The following is a 15,225-nucleotide window of genomic DNA, read 5'->3' as shown; positions in this document are numbered from 1 at the left end:
AAAGCGAAAGACAAAAGGCGAAAAACAAAAGAGGTTCGGCGGCTCGGTCGGTCACCGCGCCCCGAGAGAAGGCATCACGCTCGTCGACTCGGTGCGCTCGACCCCGTCCGCATCCGTCGGGGCGTCAAAGCGCAGGAACCCGTTTTCGGTGAGCGCCCCCTGAAAGAGGACGTGGGCTTCGGGCGTCAAGCGCACGAACGCAGGCAACGCGTTGAGCCCCAGGCGGCGCGTGAGAGCTCCGCCCTGGTCGAACCAGATTCGGGTTCCGGGCAAGGCACGCTCGGCTGCGCTCCGGGAGCCCGCCGTCAGAACGACGCGAAGCGGAAGGAGGTGTTCGGCGTCTTTGCGAGCATCCGTTCGGGCGTCGGCTCCGTTCACTCCCTTTGAGGCCCTCGACGTACCCGCAGCCCCCGTGAGGCGGGCGAGCTTCGCGAGGTCGTCAGGCGATTCGTTCGGTGAATCGTTCGGGCTGTCGGTCGAGGCGTCGGTCGTCTTTGCATCGAGTTTCATGAGTCGAGCCGCAAAGGCGAGCTGCACGGGGTCCGCGGCATCGATGAAGAGGAACCGCCGCTCGAAGGGGCCGAGGAGCGTCTCCAAGCGCCGACGGTCCTTCTCTTCCCACGCGACGTGTCGCACGTGAAGGCGCGAGCGGGTTTCGCGAGGCAATACGCGGGCGCCCGTCGGGGTTTCGGCCGCTTGACGCACCGCGGCGATTTCTTTCTCGAGGGCCTCTTGCCAGAGGCCCGACTTCTCCCACCGGCGGGCGGTCGCGTGAAGGAGCTCCAGGAAGTCGGGGTCGGTGTGGGGGTAAAGCGGCCCTTCCGCGGGGTGCACCGTCACCGACACCCGTGCGTCGCAGCGGGGTTGAGCATTCGATGGATCGGCAACAGCGGGAGCCTCGGGGATCTCGGCCGCCGGTTCTCGGCTCGGAAAGAGGCTCTTCGCTTCGGGCGCGATCTCCAGACGGCGGAGGCCCCCGACCGTACGGGGCTCTTCGGTCGGGGCGGCATGCGCGGTCGCAGCGGTCATGGACGTCATGGCTGTCATGCGGGCGACCATTGCGGTGAAGGCCGAAAGGGCACGGGCTACCTGCGTGCGACGGAGGTCCGTGAGGATGTTCGCGGAGTCGCTTGCATCGGCCGTCGGGCGGATTTCCCGGAGGAACCCGTTCGAGTCGTTGCCTTCATGGCGGTCGTTGCGTTCGCCGTATCCGTCGAACTCGCGGATTTCGGGCAGAAGCTTTGCGGGTTCGATACGCTCACCTCGATCCGTGCGGGGTTGCGTCGAGGCGTCGGTCGGATTGTCCTTGCCGTTCTCTTTGTGCGCACGGTCGGAGGCCGTCGGTCGGGCGCGGTTCGCGTCCGGATTCGCAATGGCGGACAAGGCCGAGAACGCGTCGCGGCTCGCGGGTTTCGGACGGATTTCTTCGGGGACGCGACCGAGTCCGAAATTTTCCGTGCCCGGGGCGACGATTGAGGTGTCGATTTTCTTCGTCATGCAGCAGTCGCGCTTGCGCCAGAGGAGGATCGCGCCGTCTTCGCCCGTCATGGGCGTTGTCTTGTAGGGGCCGAGAGGTGCGGTCGAGCGCCCGAGCGGCTGACAGCAGGCGGAGCCCGACGCGTTTCGGCTCGGATAGATGAGTTGCGTACGCCAGACGTCCTTCTGGAAAAGAGGCTGCATGTAGGGACCGCACTGGCCGCGCGCGCCGTGACCCGAAAAGAGGACGCCTTCGCGCGTCAATTTCTGCGCGAAGCGGTGCGCCATCAGGTGCCAGGCCTGCACCGATCCCGTCATCGCGGCCATCCAACCCGAAAGCGGGAAGACGCGCCCCTGACAGCCCGAACACCAATAGAGCGAATTGAGGGACGTGCCGAGCAACGCCGTCGCACAGTCGACCGCACACGCCCCGCCCGAAGCGGCGGAGGTAAAGAGCGCGGCGTCGGGAGAAAGGAGAAAAGAGGTCACCGTGTCGTCCCACAGGGGGTCGAGTTCCGACAAGTAGGCGAGGTCCCAGGGTGCGGTTTCGAGGCACCCCGTGTCGGCCACCGCTTCCGTAATGAAGAACCACGGCGACTGGTACCAGTGCACGTTCCAGAAGGCCGTGCGACGACGGGTTTCTTCCGTGCGGCTCGTGCGGGCGTGGTCGCTTGAGCCCGGCCCCTCCATGGAGATCCCTCCGAGCTGCGGAAAGCACCACGGGTGACGTACGACCTCGGCCGTGCGCAGCGGCTCCCAGAAGGAGAAATTGAGACCCCCTTCGACGTTGATGTCCGAGCCGCAAAGGCAAAAGGCCGTGGCGTCCGTTTCGACGTCGGGGAGGTTCCCCGAAACCGAGACGGGAATCGTTTTCCCGAGCACCATCGGGAACATGCACGACCAGCAGAGGTCCGTGACGGGATCGGGCACCCGACCCGAGCAGGCGCCCGGGGTTTCGCGCGCAACGCGCGAGCGCTTCAAAAGCGTTTCGCGGCGGTGCTTGGCTTCGTCCGCGAGAGTCCTTGCCTTCGCTTCGAGGTCGCGCACGCGCTCGGAGGGGGGAAGGGGAGCTTCCTCATTCAGTCCCGCATTCGCACGTGCAGTCACGGCAGCAGTTTCGCTCGCAGTCACGCTCGCACGGGCGTCCGTCGCCCCGAGCCCGAGCGTCCCCGCCATGGCGGCCGTCGTCCAAAGGAAGAACGTGAAGAGCACGGGGCGAAGCAGTACGCAAAGCGCGGTCCAAGCGCCCTCGGCTTCCTCGAGGGCGGCTTCGTTGTGTGCGCCGAACGGGTTGGACATCACGACGCATCTCCCGATTTACGCGAGACTTCCCGATACGAAGTGCTCGCTTTTGTATGTGCTGTATGTGCTTTCGGGCTTGCTTTTAGGCTTACAGCGGTTCGGGCGTCGTTTCGCGCATCGGTCCATGCTTCGGTCCTTGCTTCGTTTCGCTTTTCGTTGCGCATCTTCCGAGCGGCTTCGATGCGCTTTCGTTCTTTGCGAGCGACCGTCAACGCGTGCACGCAGGCGTTGAGCCGCAGGACGGCGCGGCCCGGGACCTGACGGCGACCCGCATGGCGGCGGGAAGCGTTCTCCGAGGCGTCCGTTGCGGCGTCCCCGGAAGCGTGCGCATCGGTCACCGTTCGATCGACCGGAATCTTCCCCGCGTTCTTCGCTTGGGAACCGGCGTTCTGCGCCTCGGCATCCGTACGGCGCTTGAAGCGCACGGTGCGGAACCCCGCGGGCCACGCGGCGTAGTGGTAGGCGGAGTCGACCGCCCGGGCTTTTCCCTTGCCGATCGTCCCCTCCTTTTGGAGGCGCTCCATCCGACGCGCGGCCTCGACCCGCGCGTCGCGCAGGCGCTTTCTCAAGACGTGAACCGAGCGCTTTTCGTAAGCGAGGTCCGCGGCGAGTTCGGCCGTGACCGAGCGCACCGTTTCGAAAATCGCATTTCGGGCGGCGACGTACGCGGCGCGGCGCGCCTTGATTCCTTCGAGCTCTTCGGCGGGGACGCGGGCGGTGAGGTCCGATTCGCAAAGGAGCGGACACTCGAGGAGCGCTTCCAAGCGTTCGAGCTTGTCGAGGAGTTCGATTTCGGCCGGCGTGGGCGCGGGATCGACCGTGCGCGGAAGCGTCGGAAGGAGAGGGGGCATCGGAAGGGGAGCCCCGGCCTGAGCCCGAGCAGCATCGTACGAACGTTCCGCGCTTTCTTTTTCAGCTCCGGCGTTTGCGTTTTCGACTTCGGCTTCGGCGACTTCGAGCGCTTCAATCGTTTCTTCAAGGGCCCCGCGGGCGTCGTCCGCGGCTTTCCGGGCCCCCTCCACCTGCTTCCACTCGCGAAGCACTTCGCGAAGGAGCGTCATGAGGCGGGTTTCGGCAAGCGTTCGGATCCAGGAGGGGAGAACCGGCGCGCTTCGGGTTTTGTTGCGACCCAAATCGCGCAATGCCCCCGTCGGGATGTAGAGCGCATAACCCCCGTGGCGGTGTTCGAGAACGGCAGGCAAACGGTCGACGCGCAGCATCGAGCGCAACGCCCCGTGGGTGTCGACGATCAGGGGAATGCGGCGGTCCGCAAAACTCCGGCGGTAGGACTCGATCCGAGAAGCGGAAGACCGCACGGTCAGGGGCGCATCCGCACGGGCTTCGTCCGCGAGTTCCGCGGCCTCGGGCGACACGCCCGCGTGCGCGGCGGCGATGCGTTCGTCGGAGGCCGTCAAGACCACGGCGATTCGCGGGTCGGTGAGCCGCAGATCGTCGATCAGTTTGAGTGCTTCGGGCGTGAAGCGGTCGAGAAGCACGGTCGTCGCGCGATGGTTCCAGAAGGCGGCCGCGTCTTTCAAGGCTCGGCCCGTCGCGCCCGACCTTGCCGCCGCGTCCGCGACGATCGTCGTGATGCGGTCGCTCGTCTCGGGCGTGACCGCTCGCGCCAAACGGACGATCCCCGCCTGCCAGAGGGCTCGGGACGAGACGAGCGACCCGTCGAAGTGCGCGTCGTAGGGGGTGTAGCCGCCCTTTTGGTAGAAGCCCTTGCCGGCATCCGCGTGGATGCGGGGACGCAGTGCGGGCGGAAGGGCGTCGCCGAAGCGGCTCCGATAGAGGGCCGCAACGGCTGCGGGCGTCGCCGGGCGGTTGTTTTTCGAGAGGTCGGCGTAGATCTGGTGCGACCGACGACGCCACCACTGCACGAGGCGCTCCGCGGCGTCGATCGTCGCCTGATTCTTTTCGCCCTTGATTTCGCGCGTCACGAGCTCGCGCGCTTCGGTGCGGGAAATGTCGAGCGCAGCCAAAAGCGAGCGGCCTACGGTGGCGTATCCCAAAATCGCCTGCACGACGTCCGCGGCCCCCGCCGAGCGGGTGCTCGCTTCCGCGAGGAAGGCGTTCTGAAGGAAAACGGGTCGGCGCTCGAAGGGGACGCCCGTCGCAAAAGCCGCAACGGCGTATTCGAAGCGCTGCATGGCGGGTTCGGCGGGCCTTTGCGCGTCGCGAATGTCAAAGCGCGGTGCGGAGCGGTTTGTGCTCGTGCGGGCGAAAGCCCTCGGGGACGTATCGGCGTCGAGCGACTCGATCGGCTCGATCGGCTCGATCGTATGGCGGGAGGCATCGACGGCGTCGAAATTGTCGGATTCTGTGTCGTGAAGGGCGGTCATGGGAACGTTCTCGTGTTCGGGAGGTGACGGGTGTGTTGATTGCTTTTATTGCGTCGGGATTTCAATGAAAACGAAGCGTGTGCGAACTCACTTCCGGACTCGCTTCACGGGGAGAAATCCCGCAGCGGAATCGGTGGCGGCGGGCTCGGCGCCTTCGGGCAGAAGCAACGCCGCGAGGTCGCGCAGGGTCTTCTCGGGTGCGGCCGGCGCAGCAGGTGCGGCGGCCCCTGCGGATTCGGACGCGGTTGCCGCTTCGAGCTCGTTTTCGGCTCCCCGGGCTTCTTTCGTTTTCGGGAACCAGTGCTCCATCACGGCGCGCTCCAGAGCGGCGGGGTCGGTTTTGTCGAGCCCGAGACGGCGGAGGACCTCGGGCGTGGCGTCGAGACGCATCACGGGAGAGGTCTCGGAGGTGGTCGTCTTCTCAAGCGCAAATTCGGGTGCGGCGGCCAAGACGAGACGGCGGTCCAGAACGATCGCGCGGTTCTCCGCTGCGGTCGCTTCAATCGCGCGATCGATCGCTTCGCGGTCGATCGAGGCGAAGGCGTTCGCTTCATGAGCGTCGCGAGCGGCTTGAGCTCCCGGGCGGGTGGCGGCAAGTCGTGCGAGCGCCGCGCGTTCTTCCACCGCCCCGCGGTCGACGACGAGAATTGCGGGGTGAAGCCGATCGGGAGCGGTCCCGCCCCCAAGGACTGCGGGAACCCGGGACTTCAGAATTTCGGTTGCCTTCTGGACGCCCGCTTCCACCGCGGGGTGCGTGAAGGCGAGTGCGACGGCCAGACCCGACGCGACGAGGGCGGTCAAACCGAGGACGACCGTCGTTTTCGAGGGGCGGGAGAGAGGCGCCTTCGAGGCTGCTACGGAGAAAGAGCCTTGCGCGGCGTTCGACACATCGGACGCATCGGACGCATTCGAGCTTTTCCCGGTACGGGCGCCGTGAGCGGCAGGCGCTTCGTCGGCCGAGCTTTCGAGGGAGCAGCTCCGGGCCTCGGCGGCGGGAACGCTGCCTGCCGTCGTATTTCCTTCCGTCGCCTCGGCGACGGCATCCTTTTCGGGAGCCGGGCGGGCTTTCGCAACGTCCGCGGCTTCGGTTACGTCGCGGGCTTTGTGGCCTTCGATTTTGTCGGACGTCGTTTCCGCGTTCGTTGCTTTCGCGGCATTCGTCGCGGTGGTCGCGTTCATCGTCTCGGCACCTCGCGCGCGACGCTTCCCGGGCAAAAGCGCAAAGGGAAAGCGCCCGAAGCGAACCCTCTTGCGGGGTTCCCGCGTGTTGCCCTCGATCGTGCCGTCGGCGTCGCGATCGGCTTTTTCGTTCTCTTGCTCTTCTTCCGTACGCGCACACCGTCGGGCCGCTTCCGCATCGAGAATCGCCGGAGTTTCCGCTTCAAGACGGAGGCAATTTTCGACGGGCGACGGACCGTCCCACTCGGTACGCACGACATACCGGTCTCGGAAGCCTTCTTCCATCAGACGGTCGGCATCTTCGTCCATGAGGGCGCGAGCCCGTTCGTCGACCGCATAGAGGTACGCACGACCGACATCCACGGGAGCCGGGTCGTCCGCATAAAGCGGCGTAATGCGCGGAAGCGCTTTCCCCGTACGGTTCCTGGGCAGCGTCGCGCGACGCCCGTCGATGCGTTCGACTTCGGGGAGCATCCCGTCGCGGGACGACCGAGCACCTTGAGCACCCCGCCTCCCATGAGCGGCAAGCATCGGCGCGGGTTCGTCGGCTTCGAGCGTGGCGTTCGCAGTCGAGAAGCGGAGCGCGGGCGTCATCGTTTCGATTTCGGCTTCCGTTTCCTCATCGTCATCCTCGTCATCCTCGTCGGCCGCGTCATGGATTTCGTCGAACGTTCGCCCGAGCGACACTTCCACCCGCGCTTCCGCAGCGGCTTTCACGTCCGCCGCATGACGCAGCGCATCCGCGTACCCGTGCGCGCGACGGCCCGTTTTGTCGCGGAGCTTCTTCGCGGGCTTCTCGGGCTTCGAAGACGCATCGGACTCGGCGGCTCGGGCGGTTGCAGGGGCCTCCGGGAGGGCAACGGACGCCGGCTCTTCTTCGAGAAGAGCGGAATCCGGGGCGGAATCCATGTCGGGAACAGCGTCGGGCTCAAGGGCGGCTTCAACGACGTCCGCGGGCACCCGAGCCTCCGTCACGACGGGGGCGGCGGGCTCGATCTCGGGGGCTTTCGCTTCCGTGTTCGAAGCCTTCGAAGCCTTCGGCGTGTTCGGTTCGGTCGTCTTCGGGGCGGACGCCGCGGGCTTCGGTTGCCGAGACTGAGGCTTGGCTTGAGCCTTCGATTGCCGAGCGGCCTTCTTCGCCTGAGGTTTCGCCGTGGCGTTCTTCGCGGCGGTCTTGGGAGACTCGGCCTTCGCGGAGGTCTTTGCCGTTTCTTTCGAAGGGGCGGCCTTTGGTGTTGTTTGTGCCTTTTGTGACTTTTGTGCCTTCTGTGCCTTCGGCGCTTGAGCGGTCGCCTTCATTGCGGTCTTCGCGGCAGGCTTCGGTTCCGTCTTCGATTCCGCTTTCGAGTCGCTCGCGGTGCTCGCGGCGGAGGCAACGACTCCTGCCGCACCGGCAACGCCCGCGGCGGGATCGACGTCTTCGTCCTTGTCTTCTGCCTTGCCTTCTACCTTGTCTTCCTTGTTCTCCTCGTCATCCTCCGACGCGCAATCGCTCTCGTCGTCTTCCTCTTCCTCTTCCTCTTCTTCCTCGTCCGAATACCCGTCCGAAATCATGCGAGCGAGCCCCTCGGGGTTGTAGTCGAAGTCGTCGAGGTCGACTTCGCCGTCGTGCACTTCCGGGCGGGGATCAAGCGTTTCGTCGTCTTTGTTCGCTTCCGTCGATTCGGAAGCGGTGCGGTTCGTTTTCGTCATGGCGTCTTCGGTGTCGGAAGGTTGAGGGGGTTCGTGTTCGTCGGTTTCGGTTTGCCTTGAGGCCGCTCGGGCGGCATCCTCGTCGTCTTCTTTTTCTTTTTGCTCTTCTCTTTCTTTGCGCTCCCGCTCCATCTCCGCGAAGCGGTCGAGGAGCGTCGCGCGGGCGGCGGAGTTGCGCGCGTACTGGTCGTAAAGGCGCGTTTTGAAGGGCGTGTGCGGGCGACCCGTCCGGTCCGCGGGGTCGAGCGGGGCGGGGGTGGGAGTTGCCGCCGTTCTCGCGTTCTCCGCGCTTTCCTCGCTTTCCGTTCTGCTCGGACTTTCGGCCTTCGGGGGGCGGACTTTCGAACTCAACGCTTCCCGCCGGAACATCCGTCCGTCGGGCGTCAAACGGAGGCGCTCCAACTCTTCGGGGGTCGCGTCTTCGAGGCGCTTCGCGGCGACAAAGCCCGTACTCGTCGGGGCTGCGTGCGGTGCGGAGGGCGGGAGGTTCGACGCCGACGACGTCGATGCCGTTCTTCCTTTGTTCTTCGCGGTCCGCGCCTTCGCTTGTGTTTCGGCTCGTGCTTCGGCCCGTTCTTGGGCCTTCTTCGCCTTGATCGCCTCCACGGCGGCTTTCTTTCGGCTCACGGCGCAACCTCCCCGCGGGCGACGTCGGCAATGGCGTCGGACAAGGTCATCCCCGCCTTGAGGCGGGCTTCCAAGGCCGCGCGCTCGGCAGGGAGCGTCGAGTAGGCGACGCGCGAATAGGGGTCGAGCGCCAGGCGCCCGATCTCAAAGGGGCCGTCGCCCACTTTCACCACCATTTCGGAATAGGCCCCGCGGATGGTGGTGAGGCTTCCGATCGCCCAGCGAAGACCCTCGTCGGATGCGAGTTTCCCGTCGTGGCGCAGCGACTCGATCGCGTCCGGATCCTGTCGCAGATAGATGCGCGTGTCGGCACAGTCCCAAGCTGCGCGGGCCGTGGGGGACTTCCAGTAGTCCGCAATCGATTGGGTGGCGGTGACGTAGCCGCCGTTGAGCTTTCGCGCACGGCGGTAGCCCGATTCGATGAAGTGGCCCGCCGACCCTTCCCCCATCAAATCCCAGGCTTCGTCGATCACGACGAGCTTCACGCGTTCTTTCGGGAGCTTCATCATCTGGCCTTCGATCGCGAGCATGAGGCTCAAAAGCACGGCGTTTCGCAGGGGCTTGTGCGTTCCCAAGCCTTCCAACTCCAGCACCGTGAAGCGGTTCGTGAGATCGACGGGCTCGCCCGAGCCGTCGAACCACCGCCCGAAGGGACCGCTCTTCGTGTAGGGCGAGAGCATCGCCGCCAGGTGCACGGCTTCGTCGACCGTATGGTCGGGGTCGTTGGGGAGGCGATAGAGAATGAGCTCGTTGAAAAGGTCGTCGAGCGTGGCGACGCGTCCTTCGGAGGTCGATTTCGTCACCACGCGGTCGACCGCCGCACGCAGGATCGAGAGTTCCCGGTCGGGGAGCTCCTTGAGGGTCAAGAGCGCCTCGATGATCCGAACGACCATCTCCTGCGTCTCGCGCGCGAGGTCGGCGGCGGATTGAACGGATTGAGCCGTTTGAGCGGTTTGAGAAGCTTGAGCTCCCGCCGCAGCCAGCGCAAATCGGAAGGGATTGAGGTCCCGCACGCGGTCGCTCGCAAAGTCAAGATACGTCCCGCCCACGAGATGAGCGAGCTTTTCGTAGGAGCGACCCACGTCGATCACCCACACGACCCCGTTTCCATACAAAGCCGAAGCGCAGAGTTCGTTCATGAGGACGGATTTCCCCGAACCCGATTTGCCGACTACGGTTACCGAATAGTTCCCCGAGACGTTCGCAAACGGATCCACGTGAAAGATCTGTCCGCGGCGCGAAAGGAGCGTCACCAAGGGCGTCTCCCAACCGAGCCCCGCGCGGCAGCCGTTTCCCGACCACCCCGCGATCCAGGGCGCGCCGTTCGTGGCGGTGGAGACGGTGCGGCGTTCAAAGCGCTCCATGCGGCGGGCGTCCGCGGCAAGGGCGGGCGTGAGCCCCAAGGGCAACATCATCAAAAAGGACTGCCCCATCACGGCCGTGTCGGGGATGAGGTCGAAGGACAACCGTTTTCCCAACGCCACCGCCGTCTGCGCATCCGCCTTCATGCGGCTTTTCTTCGTAAAGAGAAGCAGCGCGTGGCGCACGTAGGCGATGCCCCCTTCGGACTCGAAACTCTTCAGAGCCGTACGGAAGTGGCGCATGTTTTCGCCGTACTGGGTGGAAAAGACCGCCATCTGAGAGTGCGACATCTGAATGGAGCGCACGAGAAGCGTTCCCATGCGGTCCTTTTCGCGACGTTGGTCCAAGACCTGCCAGGAGACGGCCAACGCAAAGCGCCCGGGGAGCTGCGCCCCCGCGCGACCCGTATCGCCGAGCAAAGCGGAAACGTGTGCGACGGAAATCTCGGCCGGGTACCCTTGAACGGTGAAGGCCAAGGCCGTGACGGGGTCCGAGGCGTGAGGAGAGGTCGCCCGGCCGTCATCCTCTTTCCACTCCGACACCCCTCCGCGGAATTCGATCCCGTGCTTTCCGATCGTCACCTCCGTGTCGGCGTCCATCACCTGGTGACGAAGCTCCTCCAAGGGGTTGAAGGCGCGGCCGCCAAGCTCGTCTCGGAGGTGTTTTTCGGGGTTCGCCATGGCGCGAAGAAGTTCAAGAAGGTTCTGCGCTTCCATCCGCGCGGAGGGAAGCCCCGCCTGAAGAAGCGTCGCTTCAACGGAACTTCGGGCGTCCGAGATTTCGGACAGAGCCGCGTCCGAGAGCGGGTTGTCGAACGGAATCACGACCGAGACCACCGTACGGAATTCGCGTGCAAGCAACGGCGCGCTCGTTGCCACGGGCTCCCCGCGGGAGACGCGCGCAAGAAACTCGGTGCGACCTTCGACCATGCGGGTCAAGACCTCTTTGTCCCCCGTCTCGAACGCACGGATCCCGTGCGTGTACACGTCGCGAAGACGATTGAGGCGCGGCATGACGCTTGCGATCGTGTGGGTCGTGACGGTGACGGTGGAGTGCAAAGGGAGATTCAACCCGAGCGTTTTGAGGGTCTCCAGCATTTCGTCCGAAACCCCCGTCTGAGGCAAAACGGCGAGGGCAAAGCCGAGTGCTTCGGGTTTCCCCGCGACGGGGCCTTCGAGAAGAAAGAGGCTTCCCGCATCGACTTCGCGTTCCCGCGGGACGGAACGGAATTGCGTCACCGTACCCATATGCGGGAGGAGGTCGCCGAAGCGGTCCGCGCGCGGGGGATCCGACGGTCCGAGCCCCGCCCCGTAGGGCGACTGCTCGGGGTCGATGCGAAGGTTCGAGTCGGGAAAGAGGGCTCGGAACTTTTCCTTCAGGCGCCGGCGAAGACCGCCGGGGCCGGAAGGGGCGGCGGAGGGGGCGGAAGCGGCTGCAGAGGCGGCGGGCGCTTCGGAGGGAGAGAGGTTCTTGACGGTATCGGCCGTGGGACGGAAGGCGTGCCCGGTCGGGAGCGTGTCGGTGGTGTGACTCATGGCGTTTCCGACCCCGAGGGCGTGAGCTCCGGGGGGTTGCGTGATGCTCGCGGGTTGTGAGGGTTGAGGGTTCTTGTGAAATTCGAAAGGCTTCTTCCGTCCGCCCGGAGGTCCCGCCGCGAGGCAGGCAAGGACAAAAAACGGCGGGGAGCGCACCCCCCGGGCGGAGGAAGAAAAGGGTTGAAGACGACGGCGTCGCCTTATTCGGCCTCATGCGACCTTATGCGGTCTCATGCGGCCTTATGCGTTACGAGCCGTCGGCCTTGTGAGGTGCTTCCGGTGCTTCAGGTGCTTCAGGTGCTTCCTGCGCTTCAGGCACTTCGGCCGTTGCGGGTGCGTCCGATGTCTCCGACCGGTCCCCAACGCCGAAGGCCGCGGCGGGTGCCGCAAGTTTTCGGGCGGCGGCCATCTGTCGGGCCCGATCGGTGCGGAGTCGTTCGGCCCCCGAAGGGTCCGATTCGGTGTCCGAATCCGCCGAATGGCCGAAGGGGTCCTTCACGTCGTCCGCGCGGTGGGCATCGAACTCGCCGTACGATCCGACCGTACCGTAATTTCCGTAAGCCGCATCGAGGTTTTCGACCTCGCGGGAGCGGTCGGAGCGGTGGGAACGGACGGGGCGATTGAGTTCGAACGGAAGCTTTACCACGGCCCGTCCGTCGGGATGGCGCCTCCTTGCGGTGTTCCACTCGGGAGGCGTCACGGCCGCGTACACGTAGTGCGCGTCGTGCAGGTCCCCGTCCCGATCGGTCCACGGGGCGACGAAAATCCGAACAAGGCGCTCGGGCGTGCGCTCGGGCGTCGCCCAGGCGGTCAAGGGGGAGCGTCCCCAGGATTCCGTGAGGCGGGCCCCGAGCGGCCGGTTCGGGCGGAAGCCGGGACGAAGTTCGGTTTCGACGCCGTCGGATTCATGCGCTTCGGCAGCCGAGGTCCCCTTCGCGGGAGCGCCCTTGGCGGACGAGGTCGATTGGCCGGACGAGTTGTCCGAGGTTTCGGTCGAACTCACGGCGTTGGCGACGCCTTTGACGCGCGCGGTTTGCGTGTCGGCGGAGGCGGCAGACGAAGAGTCGGCAGAACCGCCCGGAGCGTTCGCGGCTTCGAGCCCTTCGGTTTCGGCACGCGCACGAGCGGCCTCGCGACGCTCCTCCCAGGGGAGTTCCCCGCGGCGGCTCATCTGCGAGATATCCGCCATGGAGGCGCAAAGCGTCCCGTCGTCCATCGGGCAGGCAAAGTCCGATCCCGCACCGATCCCCGTGAGGTCGGTGACGCAGCCCGAAAGGACGAGGATCGAACCGAGCGCGAGGGAGCCGACGACGGGGCGCACGCGGGTTTTGAGGTCGGCGGTCATTTGTCGGAACCCTCTTCGGTCTTCTTCGAGAACGAGGTCACGTAGCCTTTGTCGGACTTGGGCTTCGCGGTCGGGAGGTTGTCGAAAAGGTCGATGGCCGTGCGTTCGCTCGTCGGATTGGCCTTGCGACCGAGAAAGAGTTCGAGTTCGAGGTCGACGGCGGCAAGGAGCGTGCGGTGGTAGTGAACCTCATTGCGCAGCTGCGAGGTCGTGCGCGGAGCGCGCACCTTCTGCTCCAGATGCACCGGAACCGCCACGAGCTCGTCGCCGTGAAGCTTCTGAGCTTCGACCATGTCGAGCAAAGCCCGGCGCTCTTCGGGCGTACGGCCGAAAAAGGCCGTCAGGTGGCGAAAAAGCGGCCGCTGCCCGCGCAGGAACTTTTTCAAAAGCCACACGGGAAGTTCGATGCGAAGGACTTCGCGGATACGAACGAGGTCGTTTTCAATCGCGGCGTGAAACACGTAGCAGTCCGTCTCGGTGAGGATTTTCACGCAATAGCCGGGCGAAACGGGCATGCCGCTCTCCGCGGACTTCGTATCGAACCGGGGACGAACGAGTTCCGAGCAGTACGCACCCAACCGCGCGAGAATGCCCCGACGCATCGGACGCGGGAGGTTCCTTACGAGGGTGCCCGCTTCGGTGAGGCGCGGTTCGTGCCCGGGGGCGAGGTTTTCCGGAATGCTTTCGAGCTCCTCGGGCGTGAGCGTCGCAAGGCGCGAGGTCGTCGCCCGGAAAAGCGCTTCGGGGTCGAGAGCGCGCTTCGTGGAAAGGTTCGACGGGACCGCACGCTTTTTGGACCGGGCCGAGCGCTTGTACTTTCGACGGATGGTCTTCGGCGGCGTTTCGTTGACGGGCGCTTCGTTCGACCCGTAGGTCGCGGGGTCGGCGGGCGTGTCGTACGTCGCGTCGCTGTGATTGTCAACCTCGGGGGACGCTTGAAGCGACGTCGTGGGTGCGGGCTCTGCGGTCGTTTCGAAAGCTTCTTTGATCGCACCGAAAATTTTTTTAGCTTCCAACATGGTCGTCGGGAGTGAAAAAAAGAAATTTTTTGACAAGGGTTGAGGGGTTCGACGAGGCATCCGCCGAAGGGGCTCGAACGGATGCCGGGCGCTCTTTCAGCCCGACGGTTTGCTCGTCGGACGGCATCCTGCGGGGCGCTTCGGAGGTACCGCGGCGGTACCTATCGGGTTCCGAAACGGAATGCCGACGAGGCTTTGCCGGGGGCCGAGAATCGACGAAATCGAGTCTCAAAGCGTTGCGTCACGCGGGAAGAGAATCCCGAAACGAGGCTCGCGGAGAGGCGCGCAGAGAGGCGCTCGGAAAGGCGTTCGACAGGCTTGGCAACGATCCGATCGATGCCTTGCCGATCGTTCTTGACGGCTCCCGACAATCCTCGCAGATCCATCGCGACCGAGCCGAATTCGATCCTTCAAAGTTCGCTTCCAAACTGAGCGCGCATCGATTTCGTAGGGGCTCTTCGGCGTACCGAGAGAGTCTCCCGAAAGGGGTGCGTGTCGACGGCAAAAAGCTCCCTTCGAGTGTGGAAGGATTCGGGGTGGGTCCCGATTGTCCGACAGCGAAGCGAAATATACGCCCGGACGGAGATTCTTGCAAAAGGCGGTTTTCAGCTACCATAGAGTCGAAAGCGGCCGTCGGGATCCTAAAAACCGACCGAGCGGATAGGTAAATGCTCTTGCAAATTTTTCTCGGATGTGCTATTCGCGCGAGCCCTCGCAGACGCGCAAGAGCGAGCCTCGTTCGATCGACGGAATACCTCTGTGTCGGGAGGTATTGATAATACCAATGGGTAATATAACAACGATATTTCAAGTAGCTCATATAAAGGAAAATCGAGGGCATCATGATCGGAATTAAAAGTTCGATTTTGGAATTTCAAAATAATTTCAAAAGCATTTCGTCAAGAATTCGGATTCGAAGTATTCCGAGGTACATCAACGATACGTTTATAAATTCGAGGGTTGATTACGAAGAAAGTCGTTTCGACGTATATTTTTGGATTTTCATTCGATGTGCGATTCCGTTTTTCGAATTTTCTTTCGCCGGTTTCTCAGCAACCGAAAAGAGGCGGATTTCGAATCGTCGAAACACATTCGCAAGGGAAAGGGGATTGCGGTTCATTCGCTTGCGGATGGATTTCGGGGCGCGTTCGGTACCCGAGGGCTCGTGCTCGAAGGGGCCGGCGGTTGCGCTCCTGGTCCCGCGTCGAAGCTCCCGAGCAAGTTCCTCTTGCGGGGAAACGCGATCGGTTTTCGCTTCGCAACAATATGAAATGCTTTGAAAAGTTTCGAAAAAGTTTGCCGAGGGTACCGACGCACTCTGCTTGCGCGGCAACTTGCGCACG

Annotated in this window: 6 protein-coding genes; all 6 read right to left on the bottom strand. The window is 64.4% G+C overall.

Going from position 1 to position 15,225, the window contains the following annotated elements; all coding sequences use genetic code 11:
- Nucleotides 1-51: 51 nt before the first annotated feature.
- The 6 genes from S6FBBBH3_RS07110 to S6FBBBH3_RS07085 all read right to left on the bottom strand — a co-directional run bounded on the left by S6FBBBH3_RS07110 (nucleotide 52) and on the right by S6FBBBH3_RS07085 (nucleotide 13,882).
- Nucleotides 52-2,775, bottom strand: coding sequence for a TraU family protein (locus S6FBBBH3_RS07110; protein WP_232008755.1), 2,724 nt, complete (start codon nucleotides 2,773-2,775; stop codon nucleotides 52-54).
- Complete coding sequence (locus tag S6FBBBH3_RS07105) at nucleotides 2,775-5,123, bottom strand: hypothetical protein (protein ID WP_120177085.1); 2,349 nt, start codon at nucleotides 5,121-5,123, stop codon at nucleotides 2,775-2,777. The genes S6FBBBH3_RS07110 and S6FBBBH3_RS07105 overlap by 1 nt, the downstream gene beginning before the upstream one ends.
- Before the next feature lie 87 nt (nucleotides 5,124-5,210).
- Nucleotides 5,211-8,621: a hypothetical protein gene (locus S6FBBBH3_RS07100; protein ID WP_123957664.1), complete on the bottom strand. Its 3,411-nt coding sequence runs from the start codon at nucleotides 8,619-8,621 to the stop codon at nucleotides 5,211-5,213.
- Nucleotides 8,618-11,518: a TraC family protein gene (locus S6FBBBH3_RS07095; RefSeq protein WP_120177083.1), complete on the bottom strand. Its 2,901-nt coding sequence runs from the start codon at nucleotides 11,516-11,518 to the stop codon at nucleotides 8,618-8,620. The genes S6FBBBH3_RS07100 and S6FBBBH3_RS07095 overlap by 4 nt, the downstream gene beginning before the upstream one ends.
- Nucleotides 11,519-11,765: 247 nt before the next feature.
- Nucleotides 11,766-12,863 (bottom strand): type IV conjugative transfer system lipoprotein TraV, encoded by a 1,098-nt coding sequence (traV, locus tag S6FBBBH3_RS11340; RefSeq protein WP_120177082.1) that lies wholly within the window; start codon nucleotides 12,861-12,863, stop codon nucleotides 11,766-11,768.
- Entirely contained in the window at nucleotides 12,860-13,882 is a 1,023-nt protein-coding gene (locus tag S6FBBBH3_RS07085; RefSeq protein ID WP_120177081.1) for a hypothetical protein, read from the bottom strand. Before S6FBBBH3_RS07085 ends, traV begins: the two co-directional genes overlap by 4 nt.
- Nucleotides 13,883-15,225: the final 1,343 nt, after the last annotated feature.

The organism is Sutterella megalosphaeroides (genome assembly GCF_003609995.1).
Classification (GTDB): domain Bacteria; phylum Pseudomonadota; class Gammaproteobacteria; order Burkholderiales; family Burkholderiaceae_F; genus Sutterella; species Sutterella megalosphaeroides.
Note: the sequence above shows the minus strand (reverse complement) of the source record. Positions and strands in the feature narration are given on the sequence as shown.

Bases quoted from the DNA above. Each gene is read 5' to 3' on its own strand.
- S6FBBBH3_RS07095 (WP_120177083.1), bottom strand. From the start codon at position 11,518: ATGAGTCACACCACCGACACGCTCCCGACCGGGCACGCCTTCCGTCCC.
- S6FBBBH3_RS07105 (WP_120177085.1), bottom strand. From the start codon at position 5,123: ATGACCGCCCTTCACGACACAGAATCCGACAATTTCGACGCCGTCGAT.
- S6FBBBH3_RS07085 (WP_120177081.1), bottom strand. From the start codon at position 13,882: ATGTTGGAAGCTAAAAAAATTTTCGGTGCGATCAAAGAAGCTTTCGAA.
- traV (WP_120177082.1), bottom strand. From the start codon at position 12,863: ATGACCGCCGACCTCAAAACCCGCGTGCGCCCCGTCGTCGGCTCCCTC.
- S6FBBBH3_RS07110 (WP_232008755.1), bottom strand. From the start codon at position 2,775: ATGTCCAACCCGTTCGGCGCACACAACGAAGCCGCCCTCGAGGAAGCC.